The organism is Prosthecobacter sp. SYSU 5D2, from assembly GCF_039655865.1.
GTDB lineage: Bacteria > Verrucomicrobiota > Verrucomicrobiia > Verrucomicrobiales > Verrucomicrobiaceae > Prosthecobacter.
Genome location: NZ_JBBYXL010000013.1, coordinates 30597 through 55117, shown reverse-complemented (window position 1 = coordinate 55117; position 24521 = coordinate 30597). Strand labels below are relative to the sequence as shown.

At 59.1% G+C, this 24521-nt stretch carries 23 protein-coding genes; 7 read left to right on the top strand and 16 right to left on the bottom strand.

Features of this window, described 5'->3' with window-relative positions:
* Window positions 1-16 precede the first annotated feature (16 nt).
* Together WJU23_RS20325 and WJU23_RS20320 are read right to left on the bottom strand one after the other, a co-directional pair.
* Complete coding sequence (locus WJU23_RS20325) at window positions 17-1447, bottom strand: hypothetical protein (RefSeq protein ID WP_346334456.1); 1431 nt, start codon at window positions 1445-1447, stop codon at window positions 17-19.
* Window positions 1448-1608: 161 nt separating this feature from the next.
* Window positions 1609-3636, bottom strand: coding sequence for an FAD-dependent oxidoreductase (locus WJU23_RS20320; protein ID WP_346334455.1), 2028 nt, complete (start codon window positions 3634-3636; stop codon window positions 1609-1611).
* A 72-nt stretch (window positions 3637-3708) separates the two neighbouring features.
* Between WJU23_RS20320 and WJU23_RS20315 the strand changes: the two genes are divergently transcribed.
* Window positions 3709-4452: an AraC family transcriptional regulator gene (locus WJU23_RS20315; protein ID WP_346334454.1), complete on the top strand. Its 744-nt coding sequence runs from the start codon at window positions 3709-3711 to the stop codon at window positions 4450-4452.
* A gap of 59 nt (window positions 4453-4511) precedes the next feature.
* On the opposite strand, the gene WJU23_RS20310 is transcribed toward WJU23_RS20315, so the two are convergent.
* Entirely contained in the window at window positions 4512-4682 is a 171-nt protein-coding gene (locus WJU23_RS20310) for a hypothetical protein (protein WP_346334453.1), read from the bottom strand.
* Window positions 4683-4715: 33 nt separating this feature from the next.
* Entirely contained in the window at window positions 4716-5072 is a 357-nt protein-coding gene (locus WJU23_RS20305) for a hypothetical protein (RefSeq protein WP_346334452.1), read from the bottom strand.
* Between the two features lie 545 nt (window positions 5073-5617).
* Here WJU23_RS20305 and WJU23_RS20300 point away from each other — a divergent pair.
* Window positions 5618-6343 carry an SUMF1/EgtB/PvdO family nonheme iron enzyme gene (locus tag WJU23_RS20300; RefSeq protein WP_346334451.1) on the top strand — a complete coding sequence of 242 codons (726 nt, stop codon included), beginning with the start codon at window positions 5618-5620 and terminating at the stop codon, window positions 6341-6343.
* 283 nt (window positions 6344-6626) lie between these two features.
* Window positions 6627-8324 carry a VWA domain-containing protein gene (locus WJU23_RS20295; protein WP_346334450.1) on the top strand — a complete coding sequence of 566 codons (1698 nt, stop codon included), beginning with the start codon at window positions 6627-6629 and terminating at the stop codon, window positions 8322-8324.
* Window positions 8325-8541: 217 nt separating this feature from the next.
* Here the strand turns inward: WJU23_RS20295 and WJU23_RS20290 are convergent, their stop codons facing one another.
* Both WJU23_RS20290 and WJU23_RS20285 read right to left on the bottom strand, forming a co-directional pair.
* Complete coding sequence (locus WJU23_RS20290; protein WP_346334449.1) at window positions 8542-8934, bottom strand: DUF6799 domain-containing protein; 393 nt, start codon at window positions 8932-8934, stop codon at window positions 8542-8544.
* Window positions 8935-9115: 181 nt separating this feature from the next.
* Window positions 9116-9436 (bottom strand): hypothetical protein, encoded by a 321-nt coding sequence (locus WJU23_RS20285; RefSeq protein ID WP_346334448.1) that lies wholly within the window; start codon window positions 9434-9436, stop codon window positions 9116-9118.
* A 77-nt stretch (window positions 9437-9513) separates the two neighbouring features.
* Here WJU23_RS20285 and WJU23_RS20280 point away from each other — a divergent pair, with 77 nt between their 5' ends.
* A complete protein-coding gene (locus WJU23_RS20280; RefSeq protein WP_346334447.1) occupies window positions 9514-10596 on the top strand; it encodes a mannose-1-phosphate guanylyltransferase in 1083 nt (360 codons plus the stop codon).
* 54 nt (window positions 10597-10650) lie between these two features.
* The gene (locus WJU23_RS20275) at window positions 10651-11400 is read left to right on the top strand and encodes an HAD family hydrolase (protein WP_346334446.1); all 750 of its coding nucleotides are present in this window, start codon (window positions 10651-10653) and stop codon (window positions 11398-11400) included.
* A 72-nt stretch (window positions 11401-11472) separates the two neighbouring features.
* Here WJU23_RS20275 and WJU23_RS20270 read toward each other — a convergent pair whose 3' ends face one another.
* The 7 genes from WJU23_RS20270 to WJU23_RS20240 form a co-directional block, all read right to left on the bottom strand.
* The gene (locus tag WJU23_RS20270) at window positions 11473-13752 is read right to left on the bottom strand and encodes a bifunctional SulP family inorganic anion transporter/carbonic anhydrase (protein ID WP_346334445.1); all 2280 of its coding nucleotides are present in this window, start codon (window positions 13750-13752) and stop codon (window positions 11473-11475) included.
* 247 nt (window positions 13753-13999) lie between these two features.
* The gene (locus tag WJU23_RS20265) at window positions 14000-14503 is read right to left on the bottom strand and encodes a hypothetical protein (protein ID WP_346334444.1); all 504 of its coding nucleotides are present in this window, start codon (window positions 14501-14503) and stop codon (window positions 14000-14002) included.
* Window positions 14500-15147, bottom strand: coding sequence for a hypothetical protein (locus WJU23_RS20260; RefSeq protein WP_346334443.1), 648 nt, complete (start codon window positions 15145-15147; stop codon window positions 14500-14502). Before WJU23_RS20260 ends, WJU23_RS20265 begins: the two co-directional genes overlap by 4 nt.
* A complete protein-coding gene (locus WJU23_RS20255) occupies window positions 15131-15742 on the bottom strand; it encodes a sigma-70 family RNA polymerase sigma factor (protein WP_346334442.1) in 612 nt (203 codons plus the stop codon). Before WJU23_RS20255 ends, WJU23_RS20260 begins: the two co-directional genes overlap by 17 nt.
* A gap of 122 nt (window positions 15743-15864) precedes the next feature.
* On the bottom strand, window positions 15865-16305 hold the full coding sequence (locus WJU23_RS20250; protein ID WP_346334441.1) for a RidA family protein: 441 nt from the start codon (window positions 16303-16305) through the stop codon (window positions 15865-15867).
* Between the two features lie 31 nt (window positions 16306-16336).
* Window positions 16337-16819 (bottom strand): hypothetical protein, encoded by a 483-nt coding sequence (locus WJU23_RS20245; protein WP_346334440.1) that lies wholly within the window; start codon window positions 16817-16819, stop codon window positions 16337-16339.
* Between the two features lie 10 nt (window positions 16820-16829).
* A complete protein-coding gene (locus tag WJU23_RS20240; protein ID WP_346334439.1) occupies window positions 16830-19565 on the bottom strand; it encodes a valine--tRNA ligase in 2736 nt (911 codons plus the stop codon).
* Window positions 19566-19638: 73 nt separating this feature from the next.
* Between WJU23_RS20240 and WJU23_RS20235 the strand changes: the two genes are divergently transcribed.
* Window positions 19639-20532, top strand: a complete 894-nt coding sequence (locus WJU23_RS20235; protein WP_346334438.1) for a potassium channel protein - like protein — start codon at window positions 19639-19641, stop codon at window positions 20530-20532.
* A 24-nt stretch (window positions 20533-20556) separates the two neighbouring features.
* Here WJU23_RS20235 and WJU23_RS20230 read toward each other — a convergent pair whose 3' ends face one another.
* The gene (locus WJU23_RS20230; protein ID WP_346334437.1) at window positions 20557-21786 is read right to left on the bottom strand and encodes a folylpolyglutamate synthase/dihydrofolate synthase family protein; all 1230 of its coding nucleotides are present in this window, start codon (window positions 21784-21786) and stop codon (window positions 20557-20559) included.
* 140 nt (window positions 21787-21926) lie between these two features.
* Between WJU23_RS20230 and WJU23_RS20225 the strand changes: the two genes are divergently transcribed.
* On the top strand, window positions 21927-22433 hold the full coding sequence (locus tag WJU23_RS20225; protein WP_346334436.1) for a hypothetical protein: 507 nt from the start codon (window positions 21927-21929) through the stop codon (window positions 22431-22433).
* A gap of 11 nt (window positions 22434-22444) precedes the next feature.
* Here WJU23_RS20225 and WJU23_RS20220 read toward each other — a convergent pair whose 3' ends face one another.
* Window positions 22445-23176 carry a 16S rRNA (uracil(1498)-N(3))-methyltransferase gene (locus tag WJU23_RS20220; protein WP_346334435.1) on the bottom strand — a complete coding sequence of 244 codons (732 nt, stop codon included), beginning with the start codon at window positions 23174-23176 and terminating at the stop codon, window positions 22445-22447.
* A 45-nt stretch (window positions 23177-23221) separates the two neighbouring features.
* Complete coding sequence (locus WJU23_RS20215; RefSeq protein WP_346334434.1) at window positions 23222-24463, bottom strand: PQQ-binding-like beta-propeller repeat protein; 1242 nt, start codon at window positions 24461-24463, stop codon at window positions 23222-23224.
* Window positions 24464-24521: the final 58 nt, after the last annotated feature.

The following is a 24521-nucleotide window of genomic DNA, read 5'->3' as shown; positions in this document are numbered from 1 at the left end:
AACACGGCAGCCAGTGTTATTCGGCAAATCGCAGGGCGTAAAGGTCAGCATCACGCAGGACGATGCGCAGGCGGACGGTCTGGCCGTTGAGCGTGGAGAGGGAAGTGCCGTTTTTCCAGGTGGCGGCGGCTTCAAATTCATCGCCATAAAGCTCAGCCATGTCTGTCAATGCAAAGCCGGGGAGGGGCTGACCGGAGGCATCCTGAATCTCGATCTGCACGCTGCCGCTGGCGGAGGTGGCGTAATTGAGCAGCAGCTTTTGGCCGGTAAAAGTGAGCGGCGGCGTCACAAACTCGCCGCCTCTGGCATCGGCATGGACGGAGGCGAAACCCTGCTTGCGGACGGTGAGGCGGCGCAGGCGGTGGTCGGGGTAGCGGTAGTGCTCACTGGCATAGAGGGACCATTCGCCGGGGCCGGTTTCGACAATGCCGGAGGCGACCATGTTGTTGCGGTCCGTCCAGTTGAGGGGATCCGGGCCGGGGCGCAGCCAGGCTTCCAGGAAAGGCCGGTCCCACTTCACACCATCGCGGCTGGTCATGAAGATGGTGTCTGAGACGCCTCCAATCTTGTGATCGGGAATCTTCTTGCGGGTCTGGACGAAGCGTTTGGGAAAGGCCAGGTAGAGGTGCGGAGCTGTCGGGCAGGGAACGGTGGCGGAGGTGTAAAAGTGCTCCCGGGGTGCGTCTTCCGCATAGCGGTTTTGAGTGGAGTCACCCCAGCTCAGAAAGTCGGGTGAAGAGCTGCTCTGGATGGCGCGGGTGCGGTTGCTGAAGATGCGGGTGTAGCTGGTGTAGCGGTTGTTTGGCGCATCCCAGAAGGCGATGTTTTGGGAGTCAAAAGCGCCTTTGGTCATGACGGTTTCCGGGCGCATCTTGCGCCAGGTGAGGCCGTCTGCGGAGGCAAAGGCATAGAGGCCGCCGGGAGTCTCGCCAGTCTGCCAGTTCTTGCCGGGCTGCTTGACGCCACCGAGGGCCTTGAAGCGCTCCTCCGGCCTGGCAGCGGGGTTGGTATCGAGAAAAGCGGCGAAGTTATGGGACTCGACACCGCGCCAGAGGACATTGTTTTCCTTCGTGCCGCCGGCTTCGATGAGGTTGAGATTGGGGCGGGTGAAATGGATGCCGTCCTCGCTTTCCACCACACAGGTGACCTGGTCTGCCGAGTGGTCCGATCCGCCCGATGAGCCACGATAATAAAGCCGCACTTTTTTTCCATCCTGCACGGCAGAAAAGTACGCGCAGGTGGGGCCTTCCCAGGGCTTGTCGGTGGTCAGCACCACCTCGCGGCGGACCGGTTCGTGCAGCTTCAGGGAGACGCCTTCTTTTTTGGCAATGAGATGCTCATCCAAAAACAGTTCCCAGCGGGACCCGAGATCGAGAGGCTTGGCGGGGTCGGCTGCGGACAGCAGCGCCGTGGTCAGCAGCAGAGCAAAGGGGAGCAGCGTTTTCATAAAAGGCAGGTGAGGAACAAACGCCGCAGGCTGCTGAAAAAACAACCGGTTCCCCTGGTCACATTGTGAGGCCAGGGAAACCGGTTGGGTATCCAAGGTGTGAGGCTGTCCCGGCCTCAGGTTGAGGGCAAGATGCCCTCACGCCTTGTTGGCGGGCCGGCTTACTTATTCAGCAACTGCACGGCGTCGGCGCCGACGATGCCGTCGGTGTCTTTGTTGCTGATGGTGATGATGGCGGGCTTGTCGGCGCTGAAGGTGAAGGTGCCGAGGCTGGTGAAGATTTTCTCCACGGTGGGTTTCTTTTTTTGGTTCACCAAGACGGTTTCACTGCCATTGGCGTGCTGGATGGTGACGGGTACATTGGTGGCGCGGTTGGGCGCATGAGCATAGGACACGCGTACTTCGTAGCTGCCATCGGCAGGGATCTGGAGACGGTAGATGATGCTTTTTTCGCCTTTGTCCGTGTTTTTGTCATGGCGGCTGGTAGCATCCACCGGGGCACCATAATTGCTGGAGGACCAGTCTCCGATGAGCTCGGCAGCTTTGTCATCCATGACGAGGCCGGGCAGCTTGGAGGAGCGGATGAGATTGGCCATTTCCGTCAGTTCGATGACGGCTTTTTGTTTCTTTAACTTTTCTCGCAAAGCTGGGACATCAATGGTCTGCACGGAGCTGCCACTTTGAATGGCCATCACGGCTGCCAGGCCGGAGGCATGACCCATCGCCATATACACGGGCTCCATGCGCAGGGAGCAATAGGCAATGTGGCTGGCGGAAAGGCAGACGGGGACGAGCAGGTTTTCACACTCGGAGCGCTTGGGCGTGAGGCTGCGGTAGGCGATTTGGTAGGCCATGGCGGGATCATCCGGGAAGCTGCCTTCATCGCGGACGGTGCCGTCCTCAGCGACGATGCGCTGGACGATGTGGCAATCAATGAGGAAGGAGCCCATGGCGATGGAATCGTCCTTGAAGATGTCGTTTTGCAGGTCGCCCTGGATCATGACGTATTCGCCGATCATGCGGCGGCCTTCGCGGATGTAGAGGGCGTAGGGCCAGTGGTTGTTATCGGCAAATTCATCTTTGCAAAGCCCCCAGGAATTGGCCTGGTCGCGCAGGGTTTGCGGCACGCGCTCATCGTGGCCGAGGAACCACAGCATGCCCTGGATGAAGTCCACGTGATCCTGCCAGATGCGGGCGCGGGTGGCGGCATCGCCATCGGGATACTCGGTGTTCGCACCGGGATAGTCGGTGGAAAACAGGCCCTGGGCATTGAGGTCAAATTTGCCATGGGAAGTGCTGCCGATGTGGAAGATGCGGCCAAAACGGATGCCAGGGAAGGCTTTGATGAGGCGCAGGAGAAGCTCGTATTTGTGGGGTTCGTAGTTCGCCGGCTTGGGGAAGGGGATCATGATGTCCGGGCGCTGGGTGACACAAAGGCGGAAGTTATAAGCCTGGGTGCGGTGGTCGGCGCTGCCGGGTTCCAGCTTGGGATCTTCATAGACGCCGAAGATGGGTTTGCCGGCGTCATCCAGGGCCGGGATGGCGATGGGGGTGCCGTGGACATAGGCAGGGCCGGTGCCGCCGATGCTGGGGCAATCGCTCTCCATCACTTCCACGGTGCGCGGGCGGATGGGCATGGGGTAGTAGCCGGCAAGTGGCTCGCCATACTGCGCGCGGCTTTCGCGACCCACGATGTAACTGACTTTGGCGGCGGCCATGAGGTCGCCCTCATAGGTGGCATCGACGAACATTTTGCCTTTGTAGGTGCTGCCATCGCTGGTGGTCAGGCTGGTGATGCGGGTGCCGTCTTGGGTGATGGATTTTAAGGACTGGGCGGTGATGACTTTGACCCCGGCTTCCTTCAGCATTTCCTGATAGGTGGCCAGATTCACTTTGGGTTCGGCATACCACATGACGGTGTCCGGTTTGGCGGCGGCGGCGCGGGTGAAGAACTCACGCGGAAAGCCGCCTATGGTCTGTTCCTTGCCTTTGTCTGTGCGGCTGAGGCCACCGGTGACCATGCCTCCAATCCACTTCGTGGGTTCGATGATGACCACGGATGCACCTTCACGGGCGGCGGTGACTCCGGCACTGATGCCGGCTGGTGTGCCGCCATAGATGACGAGGTCGGTTTCCTGCGCGCCGAGCAATGGCGTGAGGGTGAGCAATGAGAAAATCAGAGTGCGCATGACTTTAAGAAATAGCAGAGGTAAACGGACTGCGTCTTGTGAGTGAGCGCCAATTTTTGTTAAATCCCTGCCATGAACCGACCCCGGCTCCAGACTGACTTTTTCTCCCGCATGTCCGATCCGCAGGCGATGCGGACGATGTTCGACCATCTGCCTGGGGTGTTCTTTTTTGTGAAAGACGCGCAGGGGCGGATGATCACGGCGAATGCGGCCAAGCTGGAGCGCCTGAGGCTGAAGAGTGAGCGGGAGATCGTTGGCAAGACGGATGATGATTTTTTCCCGCCGGACGTGGCCGTGGCCTTTCGCAAAGATGACCAGGAGATCATCCGCACGGGCCGCCCGGTGGTGAACCGGCTGGAACTGTGGCTGGATGAGCAGCGGGTGCTGAACTGGTTCATGACGACCAAGCTGCCCATCCAGGGCAAGGGCGGGAAGATCATCGGCATCATGGGCCTGAGCCGTCGTTATGATGAGCAGGCTACAAGACACACCGCGCGTGAAGTGACGGCGGCGGTGGCTTATTTGCAGGCGCATCTGCATGAAAGCCTGAGCGCTGCGGATGTGGCCGTGGCCGTCGGAGTTTCCGAGCGGCAGCTTCACCGCAAGCTGCGCGAGGCCCTGGGAACCACCCCGCATGAGCTGATGGTACGGATGCGCATTCAGGCAGCGGCGGAGGCGCTGACGAATACGGGCGACAGCCTGGCGGACATTGCGCTAAACCATGGATTTTGCGACCAGAGCGCGTTTACGCAGCAGTTCCGCAAACGCACGGGTATGACACCCCGGCAGTTCCGTCAGCGTCATGCACCAGTATAAAGAAAACGGGGCGGATGGACTGGTGCCATCCGCCCCGTGGGGGTTTTAAAGTCTCCTGGTTACAGGCCAATGGAGGTTCCCACATTCGCCCGGACACTGGTGTCGGAACGGTTGTGGGAAGCTTTGGATTTTTTAACGCCAACGCGGGAGTTGGAATTGACACTGGTGCTGCAACTTGGAGCGGCCAAGGCCAGAGTGGTGAGGAGACCGAGGGTGACGAGGTGTTTCATGATGCGTATATGGTTGGCTGAGAATGCTGACCGTTAACGGAAGATTCCAAGGTTGGTTCTCACGCGGGCGTCCACTGCACTGCGTGAGCTGCGGCTGCTGCGAGGGCTGTAACGGACATTGCGGTGGCCGTCATGGCGGTCGCGGTCATAACGGTCATGACGATCTCGACGGCCATAATCCCGATGACCGTAGCGCGAAGAACTCCGGTAGGAGACGGGGCTGCCCCGGTAGTAACGGTTGCTGCTGGTATAAAGAACCCCCTGGTTCAAGCTGGAACTGCGGTAGTGACCGACTGGACGTGAGGAGACATAACCTTGGTCATAAGTCGCACAACTGGACAGACCCAGGACGGCCACGGCAAGAAAGAGAATTTGGAAAATGCGTTTCATTTGGGTGGGTTGGTTAGGTTTTGAAATGAAGGCCGGTCAAGAACTGGCGGCCTGCTCGCTTATTCTCTCCAGCGAGATGCGTGCCGAGGGTGTCTGGATCCTGTATAATGTGTTGAATATGAGCATATTAAGCATAATTTATGGCCGCTTTAATGAGGTGCTTTTATGTTGCCATTTGCAGCACATTTCCTGGTGATTCAGACTTTTGCACGATATCCAAGGCACACATGACTTCGCGGATGAACCATCTTTATGGCGGACACCAAGTTCTGCCGGGCCTCTGAGAAGCTCCTCAACCAGGCGGGCAATCCTTGAAAATAGGCTAGGCTATACTTGCCGGAAATGATCAAACCCCACGCGGTCACAGCAGCATTCAGACTCCACGAATCGGTTGACGGGTGATTTTCCAGGCCGTCACTGGTTCATCACGGTCCTTGCTCCCGAACATCCTGGCCGTTGCACCTATGAACTGCTTTTGTCTCCCGACCGTCTTCCGATGGCTGCCAGTCACAGTGCTCATGATTGCGGTCAGCGGCTGCGTTTCCATGGATCCTAAGCCTGTAAATCATGCGGCCTGGATCAACAGCCTGGGCATGTCCTTTGCAGAGGTGCCTGTGGGGACGGGGAGCATCCTGGTGGCAAGGGAGGAGACGCAGGAGCGGCATCTGGCTCTGTTTCGCCGCTCGCGGAATCAGCCTTTTTCACATGCGGCACGCCCCGCCACCCAGGTGAGCTGGACGGAGGCGGTGGCCTTTTGCGACTGGCTCACTCAACGGGAACGGGCGGCGGGGGGGCTCAGTTTCCGACAGCGCTACCGCCTGCCCTCGGATCATGAATGGAGCTGCGCGGCAGGCATTGGACATCTGGAATCAGCCACCAGGCGACCGGAGGAAAAATCCAACCGCCTTCCCGGCCATTACCCCTGGGGCAGAGCCTGGCCACCGCCACAGGATGCGGGCAACCTCTGCGGGGAGGAGTCGGCTGGCGACTTCCCGGACAACTTCATCGCCGGCTACCAGGATGCCTGGTCCGGTGGCGAGGTGCATGCGCGGGCCTCCGGGCCGAACCCCTACGGCCTCTATGACCTGGGCGGCAATGTGTGGGAATGGTGTCAGGACCGCTACCGTGAGGACAAGGACTGGCGGGTGCTGCGCGGCGGCTCCTGGAAAAGCGCACGCCGGGAAACACTGCTGACCTCCCATCGCACGCATGATCCTGAAAACTACCGGAGTGACAGCGTGGGCTTCCGCTGCGTGCTGGCGGAAGAGTGAGAACATATCGCCTAACTAATTATGCCTTTTGGCTGGTTCCGGTGTCAACCGCTCTGGCTGAGACGGCCGCAGTCTTCAAAATCCGCCCGCACCGGCATCGGCGAGCGCGCGCTTCAGCGGGCTTTGCCATCCTTTTCAATACATTGCTGTTTCCGACGATGATACGGTCGAAGTCACTGGCCGGGATTTTTTTCCATGCAATGCTGCGGGCATCATTTGCATTCAGGAGAATACTGAAACGAAGCCATCGGAAAGGGGGTATCATTCACTGCACCTGCGACCTATGAAAAATCGTTTTCTGATAGCCCTCCTGGCACTGGTTTCCTTGCTTCATCCAGGGTTCGCCCAAGAGCTGGCGACTCCTGCACGCGCGGTATTGATCCTGGACTGCTCCGGCAGCATGTGGGGAAAGATCCAGGGACGTGCCAAGATTGACATCGCCCGGGCTGCGGTCGCGCAGATCATCGAAGGCCTGGATACGAATCTGCATCTCGGACTGATGGTTTATGGGCATCGCAAGCGCGGTGACTGCGCGGACATGGAGATGCTGATCCAGCCCGGCCCGGTGGACAAGACGGCCTTCATCAAGACCGTGAACGCTCTCATCCCCAAGGGACGCACCCCGCTCACAGGTTCCTTGATTCAGGCTGCGGAGGCCCTGAAAAATGCCGAACAAAAAGCAACGGTCATCCTGGTGAGTGACGGCATCGAAACTTGTGACGAGGATCCCTGCCTGGCCGTGAAGGAACTGGAGAGCCTGGGCATTGACTTTACAGCTCATGTGGTGGGTTTTGACCTGGGGAGCGACGAGCAGGATGCCATCCGCTGCATCGCTGAAACGACCGGGGGTGAATTTCTGGCAGCGTCTGACGCGCCCACCCTTCTCAATGCGCTGGCCACAGCGCTGGTCAAAACCGCAGATCCCCAGGCGGCTGCCCCGGAGGTGATGCCCGCCCCTGCTCCGAAACCCGAGCCTCCTGCACCGGCACCGGCACCCAAGCCGGAGGTGGACATGGCGAACGTGACCTTCATCACGCTGCTCTCAGAGGGCGGCGAAGCTGTGAAGAGCTACTTTAACATTACTCCAGATGGGGAGACCAAGATGGTGGCGCGCGGGTCTGGTGAAAGCTACAAGCTGGCCCCTGGCAAATATCAGGTGAAGGCCACCTGGGGCACCGCGGTCATCACGGAAGCGGTCACCGTCCCGGCCGAGCCTGATCCGCAAATCACCCTGGTTTACAATGCCGGCATTCTCCGGCTGCAAGCCCTGGCCCGTGAAGGGGGAGAAAAACTCAAGGCCTACTTCACCATCTCCCGGGCTGGAAAAGACCTCAAAGGCAACCGGCCCCGCGTAGCAGGCGGCTCGGGTGATGAATACAAACTGCCTGCCGGGGAATATCACGTGCAGGCCAAGTGGGGCGGCTCCCAGGCAGAAGGCATGTTCGAAGTCACGCCCGGTGAGGTGACGGAGGGGGAATTGATCGCCAATGCCGGAGTGCTGAAACTGACGGCCTCCCCGGTGGAGGGAGGCGAGCCGCTGAAAGCTTATTACACCATTCTGTCCGCAAGCGCCAAGCTGGACGGCAGCCGCCAGCGCATCGGAGGCGGAAGCTCCAGCGATCATCAGGTGCCGGCCGGACGTTACCTCATTCAGGCCAAATGGGGCGAAGTCACTGGCGAGACCGAGGCCGAGGTGAAAGCTGGAGAGGTCACCGAAGCCCACGTTTTGTTGCCGGGTGGAGTGCTCAATGTCACGCTCAAGGACGCATCCGGAGCCGTGGTGAAATCCTACACGACAGTGTACACTGCCAAAACAAACCTGGAGGGCAAACGCACCCGCATCACCGCCAGCTCCAACACTTCATTCATCATCCCTGCGGGAGACTATTATCTGGAAGCGAAGATTGGCAAAGAAACGGTTTCCGCAGAGGCCGCCGTCAAAGCAGGGGAAGCCTCATCCGTGACTTTGCAGGCCCGGTAAGTCATCGCATCATGAAGGCCATGAAGATGCCCGGACTCATCTTGGTGGCGCTGGCTGTAATCTACCTCATTTTCGAGCTTTTTACACCTTTCGGACTCAAGATTTAGAGAAGGCCAGACAAAAAAAACAAGCGCGAAGGGGATGCCTTCGCGCTTGGTGGAATGGAGGAAGCATGGATTTCCTGAGGTAAAGCCATCAGGGAAGCTGCCTCATCCGCTTATTTCTTTTCAGCTTCCTTGGCGGCTTTCGCAGCCTTCTTCTCCTTGTGCTTTTCGATGTCCTTCATGACTTTGTCATGGTCGGTCACCTTGCCCTTCCAGGTGATGGCTTCACCTTCCTTGAGCATCTTCTTTTCAGCACCGGCTTTCTCCATGTAGGAGCCGTCTTGCATGACCTGGGTGCCGTCCATCAGGGTGACGGTTTCGGTCAGCTCAGTGGTCTTGCCGTCTTTCATGACCCACAGCTTGCCATCTTTCATGGCGATGTGGTTCATCTCGGCGGCCTTCTCCGCCATTTTGGCGGCTTTGTCTTTATCATCGGCACCAAAGCTGGTGTTCACGACGCAAAGACTGAGGCATGCAAATGCCAGGGACTGGATCAATGTTTTCATAATGGGGTAGGAATCAGTTTTTTTGAAGCCGCCACCTGCCAGGACTGGCAGCCCTGTCTCAGGCGGCAGACACAGTTATTCGCCAGCACACTTCAGGCTGGTTGTATGGCAGTTGATTCCTTTGTCCGGCAGCAACGTGGCTGCGGATTCACCTGGTTTTAAGTTTCACCCTCACTGCAGCTCAGGGCAGCAATGGGTTAGGGGAGTCCACGTAAAATTCCTTCAGCCCGTCATCAGGGAGGGCGCCGTTGCGGATGCCTTCCAGGCGGCGGCGGCTGCCCCGTGCTGAGGTGGGGCGGTTGGCCGTGCGGGAGACGATGTCTGTGATCAGCGGAGCCGCAATGGCAGCGCTGGCGGCCAGAAGGGAAAGGGAGACGATGTTGGACGTGCCACGCCCCATGCCGCGCCCAAAGAGGATGCCCAGAGCACAGCCTGCAGCGGCAGGAGCGATCATGCTGGCGTAGGTTTCGTAGTGGCGTTCGGCGGTGGTCTCGGGTGGCATATCATTGCCAAGATAGCATTCATGCAGATTCTCTAAAGTGGAATTTGATCCACGGCCCGATTGCTCCATGATTCTTGATGAGCCAGCCTGCCTCACCCTCACGATATGCCCTCATTTTAGCAGGGGGCAGCGGACAACGTTTTTGGCCCGTCAGCCGGGATGCCCTGCCCAAGCAGCTTCTGAAACTGTTCGGCGGGAAAACCCTGCTGGAGATGACGGTGGAGCGTCTTGAGGGTGTTGTCCCGAAGGAAAACATCGTCATTCTGACCAACAGGCAGCAGGAGGCGGCGGTGCGTGCCCTGCTGCCGCAGCTTCCTGCGGAAAACATCATCGCCGAGCCGGAAAAACGTGATACGGCCCCTGCGATCGCCCTGGGCGTCGGCTGGGTCGTGGCGCGGGATCCTGGTGCCACCATGATGGTGTTGCCTGCGGACCACCTGATCCAAAACACGGCGGAATTTCAAAAAGTGCTTCTTTGCGCCGCCCAGGCGGCGGAATCCGCCAGCAGCCTGGTCACGGTGGGCATCAAACCCACCTGGGCCTGCCCCAGCTACGGGTATGTGGAGCGGGGAAAACGCACTTCCGTGCTCGGCGTCAGCGATGTCGCCATCTACGAAGTGGCCCGCTTCCGTGAAAAGCCCAATCCGGATCTGGCGGAGCACTTCATTGCCCAGGGAAATTTCACCTGGAATGCCGGCATGTTCATCTGGACCATCCCTGCCATTTTCAGCGAGCTTTCCCGCCATTGTCCGGCCCTGGCGGATTTTGTTTCAGAGCTGCGCGGCTCCAAGGATTTCAATGCTACCGTGATGCGGCAGTTTTCCAAGCTGCCCAAGCTCTCCATTGACTATGCGCTCATGGAGCGCGCTTCACGGGTGCTGAACATCGAGGCCACCTTTGACTGGGATGACGTGGGCAACTGGACATCCGTGGGCAAGTATCTGAAAACGGATGCGGATAACAACCAGCACAACTGTGCGCTGTCCCAGCTGGATGCGGCGGACAATCTGGTTTTCACCCAGACCGGCCAGCATGTGGCGCTCCTCGGTGTGCAGGATCTCATTATTGTATCGTCCAAGGACGCTCTGCTGATCACCTCAAGGGCGCATGCGGAAAACATCAAGAAACTGGCGGACCAGCTTCCCAAGGAACTGCACTAAACGGCGGTCGCCTGGATCAATCCTGCCATACTAAGGCGTTGAAGCCTTCTCCCGATGCGATACGCCTTTTTCGACCTCGACCACACCCTGCTGCCTTTTGATACGCAGACGCTGTTCTGCAACTACGTCCTGCACCGGCATCCCTGGCGGATCGTTTTGCACGCCTGGTTTGTGCCATTTGCCCTGGGCAGGGCTGTGGGGCTGGTGGATACTGCCCTGGCCAAGCGGGCCTTCCTGTCCTATCTCTGGGGCATGAAGCGGGCGCACCTGCGGCGCCTGGCGCGTGACTTTGCCCATGATTGTGTGGACACCTGGATCTATCCGGAACTGCGCGCGGAGATCCTCCGGCACAAGCATCAGGGCCGCAAGCTGGTGCTGAACACGGCCAGTCCGGACTTTTATGCCGAGGAGATCGCCGCCGTTCTGGACTTTGACCATTGCGTGGCCACCGGCTTCAAAATCGGCACCATCGTGCCTCTCCGCCCCCCCCTGACGACCACGAATAACAAAAGAGAGGTAAAGATTGCCGCCATGAAGGCCGCCATTCCTGGAGTGGCGGCCCTGACGGATGAGCAGCGCTTCCACTGCTGGGCCTACAGCGACAGTGCCGCTGACATCCCCCTGCTGGAGTTCTGTGGCAACCGCATCCTGGTGCATCCAAGCAGCGGCTTGCGGAAACACTTCCCGGAGCATGATGTAACGGTCATCACCCCACGCCGCCCGTATTGGGGAAAGGTGGGGGACATGCTGGCCTCCCTTCGCCAGATCTTCGGGCTGCATGGTGAGCGTGGACCTGCGCGGTAGTCCGGCCAGGATGGGTGACAAAAAAAGCCCCGGACCTGTTGCCAGGGCCGGGGCGGAGGGGGGTAAAGAGTATCAGACCATCGTGACCATGGCGACTGGCAGCGGAGCCTGGCTGGACTCCGGAGTCTGGAAGAAAGAGACCTGACCGGTGGAAACGTCATACATCCCACCGACAATGGCAATTTTGCCTTCGCGCACCAGCCCGTCCAGGGTGCTGCTCCGTTCCCGGATTTTGCGCATCGTGCGCAGCACATTGCGGCGGGAGACTTCATTGGCATAGGCCTGTTTCTCTCCGTCCAGCCATTTGTCAGGCTGCTTGCAGGTGCCCATGTCCACGGACTTCTGGATCTCTGTGATCAGGGAGTCCAGGTTCACACAGCCGGTCGCTTCGGCGGCTGTTTTATTGCTGCAAATAAGGTCCACAGCTGCATTCACCGCCCCGCAAGAGGTATGGCCCATCACCAGCACCAGCTTGGCCCCGGCCACGGCACAGCTGTATTCCATGCTGCCCAGCACCTTGTCGCGGGCGATGTTGCCAGCGATGCGGACGCTGAAGATATCCCCCAGACCGAGGTCAAAGACGAGTTCTGTGGGGGTGCGGGAGTCAATGCAGCTCAGCACCACCGCCATCGGGAACTGGCCGGCGGCCGTTGAGCCCACCTGCTTGCCCAGATCACGGGTCAGGCGGGTGCCGTTACGGAAGCGCTCGTTGCCCTGCTGAAAGATTTCCAGCACGCGCTGGGGGGTAAGGGCGCTCTGCACGTCCCGGCTGCTGAAATCCACAAACTGGATGCGGTCTTCAAGCTGTGGATACTTGTCCTTGAAGCCCATGAAGCTGACTTCCACCCCGTGAACCGATGCGGTGGTATCGCGGAAATCCCGGATCAGGTCCATGATGTCCGGGTCAATGTAGTCTGTGTTGCGTGCATCCAGCAGGACGTGGCCGCCGCGGGGCACACTGCGCAGAGTTTCTTCCAGTGTGGCCCGGGTGAAGAAGCTCACTTGGTTGGCCAGCTCGATGCGCAGCACATCGCCGGTGGCATGTTTTTCCATGACCTTCCGCAGCGGGCGGCGCATGTTGCTGTGCAGAATAAAGCCGATGGCCACGGCGAGGCCGATGAGGATCCCGACCAGGAGGTCGGTGAGGACGATGGCCACGACCGTGATGATGAACGGCAGGAACTGGGTGCGGCCTTCGCTCCACATCTGTTTCAGCAGTTTCGGGCTGGCCAGTTTCAGACCGGTCATCAGAAGGATGGCCGCCAGGGCTGAGAGGGGGATCTCATTCAGCATGGTCGGCACAAACATAACGCAGCTCAGGAGTAGCACACCATGGAAGATGGCACTCAGCTTGGTCTTTACCCCAGCGTTTATGTTGACCGAGCTGCGGACGATGACACTCGTCATCGGCAGTCCGCCGATGAGACCCACGGCCAGATTGCCCACGCCCTGTGCCAGCAGTTCACGGTTGGGGGGGCTGCTCCGCTGCTCAGGGTCCAGTTTGTCCACCGCGTCAAGATTGAGCAGGGTTTCCAAGGAAGCCACGATTGCAATGGTAATGGCCGCCATGTAAACCGCCGGATTGCTCAGAGCGCTGAAATCGGGATAAGTCAGAAAACTGAAGAATTCCTGAGGACTGTTTGACACGGGAACCTGCACCAGATGGCTGGTTTCGATAGTCCAGTAGCTGCCGAAGGTGCGCAGGAAGAGGCTGAGCACGACGCCGAAGATCACGACGACCAGCGGGGCTGGAATCGGAGATTTTTTGAGAACTTTGATTCTCTCCCAAAAGATCATCAACAGGAGCGACAGGATGCCCACCAGGGCGGCTCCTGGCTGAATGTCAAACAAGGCTGCTCCCAGCTCGGTAAACGTGTTTTCGTTGTCAGCCTGGAGGAAGGATTTGTTGCCCATCGGGTCGGCATCATGACCGACCACATGCGGAATCTGCTTCAAGATCAGAATCACCCCGATGGCGGCCAGCAGCCCTTTGATCACGCTGGACGGGAAGAAAGCGGCGATAAAACCTGCTTTGAAGATGCCAAGCACAATCTGGATGACCCCGGCCAGAACCACGGCGACCAGGAAGGCCTCAAACGTTCCCAGGTTGCCGATCTGTGCCGCCACCACCGCCGTCAGGCCGGCAGCAGGGCCGCTGACGCTGGTATGGGATCCGCTTAAAACGCCCACCAGCAGCCCCCCCACAATCCCGGCCAGAATCCCGGAGAAAAGCGGAGCATTGGAGGCCAGTGCTACCCCGAGACAAAGCGGCAGCGCCACAAGAAAGACCACAAGGCCGGCGAGGAGATCGCGGGGCACAGTTTTTGGAGAGAGGGGATTGATGGTCGTCATAGATTTTTGAAGCCGGAGGAAGCCTTGACTTAAGTGGTTGGATTGGGACGCCAAAATACGCACATCACGAAACCCTTTTCCGCTAAAAATGTGCCCGGTTGACACTTATCTGTATATAAAGGAATCCTTTATTAGCCACTCAAAAGAGGCAAAGATGGGCGAAAAGCGTCCACGATTGAGCATTATTCAGGCCGTTCGGCCTTAGGGAGGGTGGTTTTCGCTCATCCTGGGATGACGAGTTGCAGCTTTACTGCAAAACCAGTACGAAAATGAGCTGGCCGTTGCGCCATTTGGGCCCGCCAATGAACAGCGGGCTTCCTGCCCGCAGCACCGCATCCGTTTTCACCAGCACTTGCTGGTCGCGCCAAAATTGAAGGTGCAAGTTCACCCCGCCGCCCGCCGCCGGTCCTTTGGAGTCCACCTTTAAAAAAAGGTCCTTGGACGGCACCACCCAAGATTCATACTCGCGAAACACATCCTGAAGATGCTGGCCCAGGATCTCGAAGTGCTGGTAATTAAAAACCTTGCCCAATCGCTGCGGCAGGTCCTTCAGATTATCCGGTGGCTGCTCTGTCCCCCCGCCCTTGGCCGGCTCATTGCTGGCGAAGACGAGCGCGCCCCAGACTTTCCCGTCGGTAGCAGGTTTTACTGCAGGCAGCTGCTGCGCTCCAGCCGGCGCGGTACTCTGGGCTGCCGCCTGAGTAACGGGGGCCAGCAGGATAGCCAGGGCGATGGGGAGCAGCTTTTTCATCCGCGTGGATTCGCAGCAGCCAGCAGGCGAGGCTGGTTGCGGGCATCTTTGGAGACGACCAGCACCACTTCACCACGGTCACCATAAAGGGTGGTCGTGGCCACTGCCTGCTCGGTTTCGCTTCGCTCGATGTGATATCCCACCACCTTGCGGTCGGCAGGCAGATCTTCCAGGCCGTTCAGCATGAGCACGGTGGCGTGGGCCTCTGCCGAGTGGTAGGCATTGACTTGCACCTTCTGGTTCGGCGCATAGGTGCTCAGGACGTAACTGTCACCCGTCGGGCTCTGTTGGAAAATCATCACCGCTGCGATCACCACGGCAGCGCTCACGGCGGCAATGGTGGCGAATCCCGGCAGGTGGAACCAGTCCAGCCAGGAGGCCCGGGCGGCTGGGGCGGCGCGCTCGTTGTTCTCTTCCTGGGAAATGCGGATCTGGATCTGGGAATTAAAAAAGTCCCCAAACGGCACCTGCATCTCTGCTGGCAGGCTGCTGCGCACGTCATTGCTCATGCGCTGCATCATTTCCGCTTCCGATTTCAAAGCAGGGTCAGACTCCAGACGGGCGGTGAAGCGGGCGAGCTCCGCCGAATTCATCTCCCCGTCCAGCCAGCGGATCAGGTCATGGTCTTCAGATGGCGTTTTCATAAGTGTCCTTCAGCATTTCCTGGAGTTTCTTTCGGGCGTAAAAAAGGCGGCTCATCACCGTGCCCAGGGAGCACGGGATGGTGGCGGCGATTTCCTCATACTGCATGCCTTCCACCTCGCGCAGCAGGATGACCTGCCGGTGGTCCGGGCTGAGCTGGGCGATGGCGGCGCGGATGCGCTCCCCCAGTTCCGCATTGTTCATGGCCGTATCCGGCGCATCATCCCCTCGCGGCACGGCCTCCGCCCCGGCGGCGATCTTGTGCTCCGTGCGGGAATCATCAAACTCCCCGTCGCCCTGGATCTTCTTCTTCCGCAGCCAGTCATAGGTCACGTTATGGGCGATCCGGTAGAGCCAGGTGTAGAAACTCGAATCCAGTTTGAACCGCGGCAGCGCGCGCCAGGCCTTGATGAAGGCCTCCTGCGCGAGGTCCCAGGCCTCGGTCTCGTTCTGGATCATGTGGTAAGTCATCGCGTATATCCTTCCCCGGTAACGGTTCACAAGGACATCAAATGCCCGCGTGTCGCCCGCCTGGCAGCGCTTGACCAGGTCGGAGTCCGGGACTTCGCCAGGATCAGGCGCAGTGGAGGCGGGCATGTTTTAGGAATGGCAAAGGCTAAGACGGGCGTGGAATACGCCTTATTCAGATGAATGTTCGTCTTTATATGGGCGGGAGTCAAAGAGATGCGTCAAACGCAGCGCTTTGTCCGTCCTCACCTTTAGCTGACGATTTCGAAAATCGCCTCCACCTCCACCGCTGCACCGGTGGGCAGCTGGGCAAACCCCAGGGCGCTGCGGGCATGGTAACCGTCACCCTCTTTGCCAAATATGACGTGCAGCAGATCTGACGCGCCATTGATGACCAGATGCTGGTCCGTGAAGTCCAGGGTGGAATTCACGCAGCCGAGCACCTTGATCACTCGCAGGCCGTCCAGGGTGCCGTGGGTGTTCCAGACGGATTTCAGGATCTTCTCCATGCAGTTGCGGGCGGCTTTGTAACCGTCATCCACACTGGTGCCATCGCCCAGCTTGCCTTTAAGATCACTGACGTGACCGGACGTGATGAGCTGGTTGCCCGATTTGATGCAGAGGTTCAGGTAGCCAGGAGTCTGCTTTTCAAAGGTGATTCCCTGGGCTTCGGCGTTTTTTTGGTAGGACATGGTGGGTTCGGTGGAGAATGGGTTTATAGGGTTACGAATCTTCAAGGGGTAGCCATTGACACTTTACGTCGTCACTTTCGATGATCCATCTTGCCGTGGGTTGAGGTCCACACCACTCGATTTCATGTATCAGATGGTTTTCCTCAGACAGGCGGAATTCATTGTAACGCCAATCGAGGTGACCTCTGGAAGAGTTGTGGGTATCAAAAGAGTAGCTAAAGACCCGTGGGTAGTGAAAAACTAGGTGCCCATCGTGATAGGCTCCCAGCAGCTTTAGCGTGATGGAGGTCCAGCGTTCCTCATGACGTTCACCGGAAGAGTGTTCAGTGATCGTGGCTGATTCCAACCACGCATCATGGGGATTTCGAGGATCATCGGAGAAATACCAGTCCGAATCAACGAGAGAGAGCGCACCTGGAGGAAACCGATGCCGGTTTTGGTCCAGGTAACGCCAATACTTCGCAAAAGAGCCCTGAGGATCTTCATCAAGCTGATCTGTCAAAATGAATGCCATGACAGGAGGATCACCCCAGCGCACTCATCATCTCTTCCAGCTTGGCTTTCTTCTCCTTCCAGTCGGCTTTGCGCTGCTGGTGCTCATCCAGCACCTTTTGCGGGACCTTGGCGGTGAAGTTTTCATCGGCCAGCTTGGCGCAGACTTTTTGAAGTTCCGTGTTCGCTTTGTCGAGTTCCTTGGTGATGCGGGCGCGCTCGGCTTCCACGTCAATGAGGCCATCCAGTGGCAGGTAAATGGTGCCTAGCGGGGTGAGGGCGCTCGGAGTGCCTTTCGGCGCGGCGTAGGCGGCATCCACATCCAGGGGTTCGGCATTCAGCAGGATGCGCAACACTTCGATCTCATGCTCAGGCAGTTCTTGGCTGGGTTTGAGGACGAAGCGAACCTTCTTGGTGATGTTGAAGCTGCTCTTCAGACCACGGCCCAGGTTCACGGCCTCATACTTTTCGTTAGCCGCTTTTTCATCTTCCGGCAGGATGCCAAAGTAGGCGAGTTCATCCGCGTTCAGAGGCTTCGGCCAGGGGGCGAACATGATGCTCTTGCCACCCTGGTTTTCTGGCAGGTCTTCATTGAAGCCCATGCCGTGCCACAGCTCCTCCGTGATGAAAGGCAGGAAGGGGTGAAACAGGCGCAGGGTATTGCCGAGAACGAAGTCAATCACGGCCAGGGTATTGGCCTTGCGCTTCTCGTCCGTGCCCTGAAGCACCGCCTTGGAGGCCTCCACATACCAGTCGCAGTACTCGCTCCAGAAGAAGCGGTAGAGCGTGGCGGTGGCATCGCTGAAACGGTATTCTTCCAGAGCGGTGGTGACTTCCGCGATGGCGGTATTGAGGCGCAGCAGGATCCACTTGTCGTCGCTGCTGAGCAGCTCGGCGCTGATCTCCGTTTCCGTCGTGCCGCCTTGCATCTGGCGGAAGCGGGAGGCGTTCCACAGCTTCGTGCAGAAGTTGCGGCCCAGCTCCACGTTCTTCTCGTCAAAGCAGATGTCCTGGCCCAGCGGCGCGCTACGCATGATGCCGAAGCGGAGAGCGTCTGCACTGTAGTTGGCAATGAGGTCCAGCGGATCCGGCGAGTTGCCGAGGGATTTCGACATCTTGCGGCCCTGCTTGTCGCGGATGATGCCGGTGAAGTACACGTTCTTAAACGGCATCTCACCCATCCACTCATATCCCGCCATGATCATGCGGGCCACCCAGAAGAAAATGATGTCTGGCCCGGTCACCAGATCCGTGGTCGGGTAGAAAGCCTTCAGATCATCCGTCTTGTTAGGCCAGCCCATGGTGGCAAACGGCCACAGCCAGGAGCTGAACCAGGTGTCGAGAACGTCGGGGTCCTGCTCCCAATTTTCGGGATCGGAAGGTGGCTCGATGCCGCAATAAATGTCGGCATCAGACAATGACGAATGAGGAATGACGAATGATGAATCTGACTTTTCGTCATTCGTCATTCGGGATTCGTCATTCTTTCTGTACCACACCGGCACACGGTGCCCCCACCACACCTGGCGGCTGATGCACCAGTCCTGGAGGCCGCCCATCCAATGGTCGTACACCTTGGCCCAGCGATCGGGGTAAAACTTCATCTCGCCCTTGGCCACCACGTCCTGAGATTCCTTCACGCTCGGATACTTCAGGAACCACTGCTCGCTGAGGCGCGGCTCGATGGGCACACCGGCGCGCTCGGAATAACCAACGTTGTTCTGATGCGGCTCCTCCTTGATGAGAGCTTCCATTTCCTTCAGCAGCTCAACCGCTTTCTTGCGACCTTCGAAGCGCTCCAGCCCGGCGAGGTCTTTGCCTGCCAGGTCATTGAGCACGGCATTCGGATGCAGGATGTCAATGATCTCCAGACCGTGACGCTGGCCGATTTCAAAGTCGGCCTTGTCATGCGCCGGGGTCACCTTCAGCACGCCGGTGCCGAATTCGAAATCCACATGCTCATCGCCCACGATCGGGATTGGCGCCTGGTTTTCCAGCGGCAGGGGGCGGCGGATGTGTTTACCGATGAGGTGCTTGTAGCGCTCGTCATTCGGGTTCACGGCCACGGCGGTGTCGCCTGGGATGGTCTCGGGGCGCGTGGTGGCGATGGTCAGCCAGGTGTCCGGCTCCTCCACCACCTGCACCTTGAAATGATACATAAAACCGTTCTGCTGCTTCATCTCCACCTCCTCATCGCTCAGCGCGGTGAGGGAGGAGGGGCACCAGTTCACCATGCGCTTGCCACGGTAGATGAGGCCTTTTTTGTAAAGGTCCACAAACACCTGCATCACGCAGCGGTTGTAGTCTTCGTCGAAGGTGAAACGCTGGCGGCTCCAGTCGCAGGAAGCGCCCAGTTTTTTGAGCTGCTGGATGATGATGTCACCTTGCTTGTCCTTCCACTCCCAGATTTTTTCGATCAGCTTTTCACGGCCGAGGTCGTCGCGATGCTTGATCACGCCCTGCTTCTTGAGCGTCTTTTCCACCACGTTCTGGGTGGCAAGGCCGGCGTGGTCGGTGCCGGGCAGCCACAGCACTTCCTTCCCCATCATGCGGGCATGGCGGCAGAGGATGTCCTGAATGGTGTTGTTGAGCACATGGCCCATGTGCAGCACGCCCGTAACGTTCGGTGGCGGAATGACGATGGAATACGCTGGACGTTTTTCGCTGACGCGGGCCGGGTTGGCTTCAAAGCACTTGTCGTCCAGCCAGCGCTGGTACCAGCGTTCTTCGGCTTCGCTCGGCGTGTAGGTCTTGGGCAGTTCAGGCATAAAAGGGCTGCCAAGATGGGGGAAACTGCGCTTTTTGCAAATGCAGAGGGTGTGGTGTAGAAAGTCGGCCGACATGAGCGCTCCCGAAAAGGTCCTTTCCGCGCCCCCACCCGCAGCCCCCCTGCGTCACGGGGTCATGCTCGTCGTCGCGCTGCTGTTTCTGCTGCTGGTCGCCATCGTCCTGCCGCATGGGGACAGCGGGGACAGTTTTCGGGAGGCGGCGCGGCTGCACCCGGCTTATCTCACGGTCCTGCTGGGTGCCTGGGCCTTCATCGCACTGGAAAGCCTGGCCGGCCTATTTTTGGCGGCAGATGCTTGGCCTGCGCGGCTGAAGCGCCTGCTGCTGATCACCCTCCTGCCGCCGATCCGCATGACCACGGCCACCAGCACGCCGCCCGGCTGGCTGTGGCTGCCCGGTGCCGGCTGGCGGCCCACCGGCCCGAAAACAACGGAACGCCTGGAGCAAAAGCTGGCCCTGCCGATGCTCTTCCTGACCCTTCTGGTTCTCCCCGTATTGGGAGCTGAACTGGGCGCCGGGGAGGCTTTGGATAAGCGGCCCACCTGGGCCCTGGCAGTGCATCTGACCACCTGCCTCATCTGGATCGGTTTCGTGGCTGAGTTTGTCTGGATGATCTCCGCCACACCGCAAAAGCTGGGCTACTGCCTGCGCCACTGGATCAATCTCGTCATCATCCTGCTGCCGCTCCTGGCCTTCCTCCGGGTCCTGGCCGTTTTCCGCTTCGCCCGCTTTTTCCGCGCGGGAAAACTGCTCCGTGCTTACCGCCTGCGCACCTTGAACAGCCGGTTGCTAAGATTGGCCCTGCTGTTTAACCTCTTCGAGCGCATTCAGCAGCGCAACCCGGAGAAATACTGCACTTCTTTGGAGAAGAAGATTGCAGAACTGGAAGCGGAGCTGACCGGTATGAAGGAGAAGCTGGAGGCCTTTCGCGTCAAGAAAGCGGATTGAGGACTACAGAGCCCCGCTCCCACCTCACTGCACGCTCGCCTGATATCCGCCTGAAGCACTCACTTTGCTGAGAAACTCGCCCACCAGGAAAAGCGAGCCGGTGACCAGCACGCGCTCCGGGAACTGGCGGGCGACTTCATAGGCATCGTCGAGATTCCGCGCCTCCATGGATTCCACCTCACCATCGCTGTCGGCCAGGGCTTCCGCCAGGGCCTCGGACAGGGTTTCCACCGGCACCGAACGGGGCGAGGCAAAAGGCGTGAGCACCCAGCGCTCGGCGATCTCTGCCAGCGGCCACATCACTTCCACCAGGTCTTTGCCCGTGGAGCCGCCAAAGATGATCGTGGCCTTTTTGCCGGGGAATTCCGTCTTCCAGGTCCAGGCCAGGGCCAGGGCGGCATCGCCATTGTGCGCCCCGTCCACGATGACACGGCCCTCTTCCAGTTGATGAAAACGCCCGGCCCAATGCACCTTTTGCAGTGCTGCCTCCAGCACCACCGCAGGCACCCGGATGCCGGCCTCGCGCAGGGCCTCCAGCGCCACCGCAGCATTCCAGGCCTGGTGCGGCCCCATGAGGCCTAACTTCACGTTTGTCAAAGGTCCGTCCACCAGCGTGAAAGGGGACTTCAGCGACTTGGCCGTCCGCTCGATCACCTTCAGGGCTGGCTCATCCTGCGATGCAGAAACCACCGGCACGCCCGGCTTGATGATGCCCGCTTTTTCGCCAGCGATCTTCGCCAAAGTATCCCCGAGCTGCTCGCGGTGGTCCATGCCGATGCGGGTGAGCACGCTCACCTCTGGCGTGATGGCATTCGTGGCATCCAGGCGGCCGCCAAGGCCCGTCTCCAAAACCACCCATTCATTGCCCCGCATGCGGAACCAATCCAGCGCTAGCGCCAGGGCAATCTCGAAGAACGTCGGGTGCGGATCCCAGTCCGCCACCAGGCGGCGGATCTTGTCCAGCCCGGCCTCCAGCTCCTCGTCACTGATCTCCCTCTCCGTATCGCGGATGCGTTCATTGAACCGGATCAGGTGCGGCGAGGTGAACAGCCCTGCATTGATGCCGGACTCCTTCAAAATCGCATGCATGAAAGCACAGGTGCTCCCTTTGCCATTCGTGCCCGCCACATGGATGAACTTCATGCCCGCCTGCGGCAGCGACATGGCTTCCAGCAGTTTATGGACATTCTCGAGACCGAGTTTGATGCCGTAAAGTTGCGTGCTGTAGAGCCAGTCGAGTGCGGGAGATGCCATGGAAGATTGAATTTGCTGAAAGTGGCCCCTCCTGGTATCCTTGTCCATCATGCAAGTCCTCGAAGCTCCATCAAATACCGGGCCGAGACTCCACTAGCCTCCCAGTCGGTTTATCTTTCCAGCGGCTGCATGTGGCGCGTATGAAAACACTGCTTACCTTTTTGTTCTTTGTTTGCCTCTTTTCACGTGGGGTTGCCGATGAATCATCATTTGCTCAAAACATGACGCCGGATGCCGTCCTAGCGGAAGCGAAAAGCGCAAACACAGGAGCGAAGGCAACCCAACTGGTAGAACGGGTTTTTCATTCAAAACGCCTTGATTCAATCGCTGCGTGCTTCCGGGCACCCAACGTACATGGGATATTCGTTGGTGAGTTTGTTAAGCTGCCAGCCGGGCAATTTAAAAATGAGGTTGTTTATACTCTTCTGCAGGAAAGATGGCCATTTGATGCGACTCCGGATCGGCCATACGTTGGCAGTATGCCGCCACCCATATTTGAAGATGACTGTTTGGGTGTGCTAAGATCATTGCTCCCCGATGAAGGTTTGATTGTGGGAGATCCCCGATCCATTGAAAAAATTCGAGATGTTAACTATCGTAAGGAACTGGCAAGGAAACTGGAGGCAATCTTCCATCCAGCGAAATAGCTAATTTGCTATTATCCGCCTGAGAACTCATGCCCCAACACCGCCAAGCTTGAAATGGCCGCCGTCTCCGCCCTGAGAATCAAGGGGCCAAGCGTCACTGGAATGAACCCCTGCTGCTGGGCCAAAGCTTCCTCGGCAGCAGTGAAGTCACCCTCCGGGCCGATGGCGATGCAGGCTTCCTGATGCCCGGCAGCGATGCCGTGGAGAGTTCGGCTGTGCTCGCTGAGGGCGGGCAGGATTTTAAGGCTGTTTGCGGGCAGGCCGGCGATCACCTGGGCAAAGGGGCGGGGTTTTTCCAGGCGGGTGATGAAGGGGGTGTGGCACTGTTTGGCGGACTCGATCATGTGCCGCTGCCATTTGAGCATCTTCTTTTCCAGATGCTCTCCGGCCAGATGCACGATGCAGCGCTCAGTGAGGATGGGCTGAATGCTGGTGGCACCCAACTCCACGGCCTTTTCCAGCAGCCACTCGAAGGGCTCGGCCTTGATCATCGCGGGCAGCAGATGAATGCGGAAGGGCAGGGGATCATGCCGTTTTTCCGAGGTGATGCGCAGGGCTACGCTGCTCTTGCTCACGGCGGTGATTTCTGCCTGGGCAACCCGGCCTTCGCCATCGAAGACCTCCACCGCATCACCCACCTGGCGGCGCAGCACGCGGGCACAGTGGGCGGCTTCATCACCGCCCAGAGTCAGGGTTTCCGGCTGCCAGTCGGCGGCGGGAAGATAAAAGCGGCTGAGGGACATGGCTTCAATTTGGCCAGGGATGGGCGCAGGGCAAATGCTGTCCGTTCACTCCCCACCCAGCGGGATGGCCACCACCTTTTCGGTATCGCGTGCATACAAAATGCCATTCGCAAAGGCCGCGTGGCTGCGGTGGCTGGAGCGCAGGATCTGGATGGCGGTGAGCTGGTCGAATTTTTCCGGTGTGGCCTTCACGATCCAGAGTTCTCCTTGCTCGGTCACGACCAGGAGCTTGTCCCCGGCCAGGAGCAGGGTACCGCCAGGGATGCCGGGGGAATCCCAGCAGACTTTGCCGGTGGCCACCTGAATGCAGCGCAGCTTCTGCCCGGTCTCCTGGCGGCCATCAAAGCCATACAGATACCCGTCATGATAAACGGGCGTGCTGTAATGGCAGTCCATGACGTCCTGCTTCTGCCACACAGGCTCAAAGGTGGGCTGCTTCAACGGGGAGATTTTGTATAAATTAGCTCCCACGCCATAACCGGCGGTGACAAACCAGCGCCCATCGCCGCAGGGGATGGGAGTGGCGGCATTCACGGAGGCCTCCATGCTGGCGCGCAGGGGGATGCTAGCGAGCACGAACCCGGTTTCAGGATTCACCAGCCAGAGCTTGTTGCGCATCCAGGACAGGACCATGTCTCCCAAAATAACCGGGGAAGCATAACCGGCCTCGTCATCGGTGCTGTTCCAGACCAGCTTGCCTGTGGCCACATCCAAGGCGATCAGGCCCGCCGGTTTGTCATCGAGACTGCCGCCGGCGGCGATGATGACCTTGTCCCCCACCACCAGGGGCGAGGGTGCGCGGCCAAAGAAACCGGGCTGGGAGTTCACGGCGGAGGCGGTGTCATAGGCCCAGATTTCTTTGCCTGTTTCCAGGTCCATCGCGGTCACACGCCCCTCAGGACCATGGGTGAAGACGCGCCCATCTGCCACGGCAGGCACCGCGCGTGGGCCGTTGTCGAAGCCGAAGCTGTCCACGTAGTCGGTGATGTAAACGGTGCGCCAGAGCACCTTGCCGGTTTTTGCCTCGACGGCCTCGGTGGTCATGTCACTTCCTTCACGATGAAAGAGGATGACTTTGCCGCCGCTGACCACCGGGCCTGCGAAACCGGCACCGATGTTCTTTTCCCAAAGCGGCTGGATGTCACTCTTGAAGTGGCCATTCAAAGCAGGCTCTTCAGCAGCGGCGATGCCATTGCGCTGGGGTCCCAGAAACTGTGGCCAGTCCGCTGCCATCAAAAGCGACGAAGCGAGGGCACTGACAGAAAGGAAAAGGAAGGCAAACCGCATGGGATACCATACGCCGCGTCTTCACCGCGCCAGCACAAAGCGTCCTGCATCTGGGAGA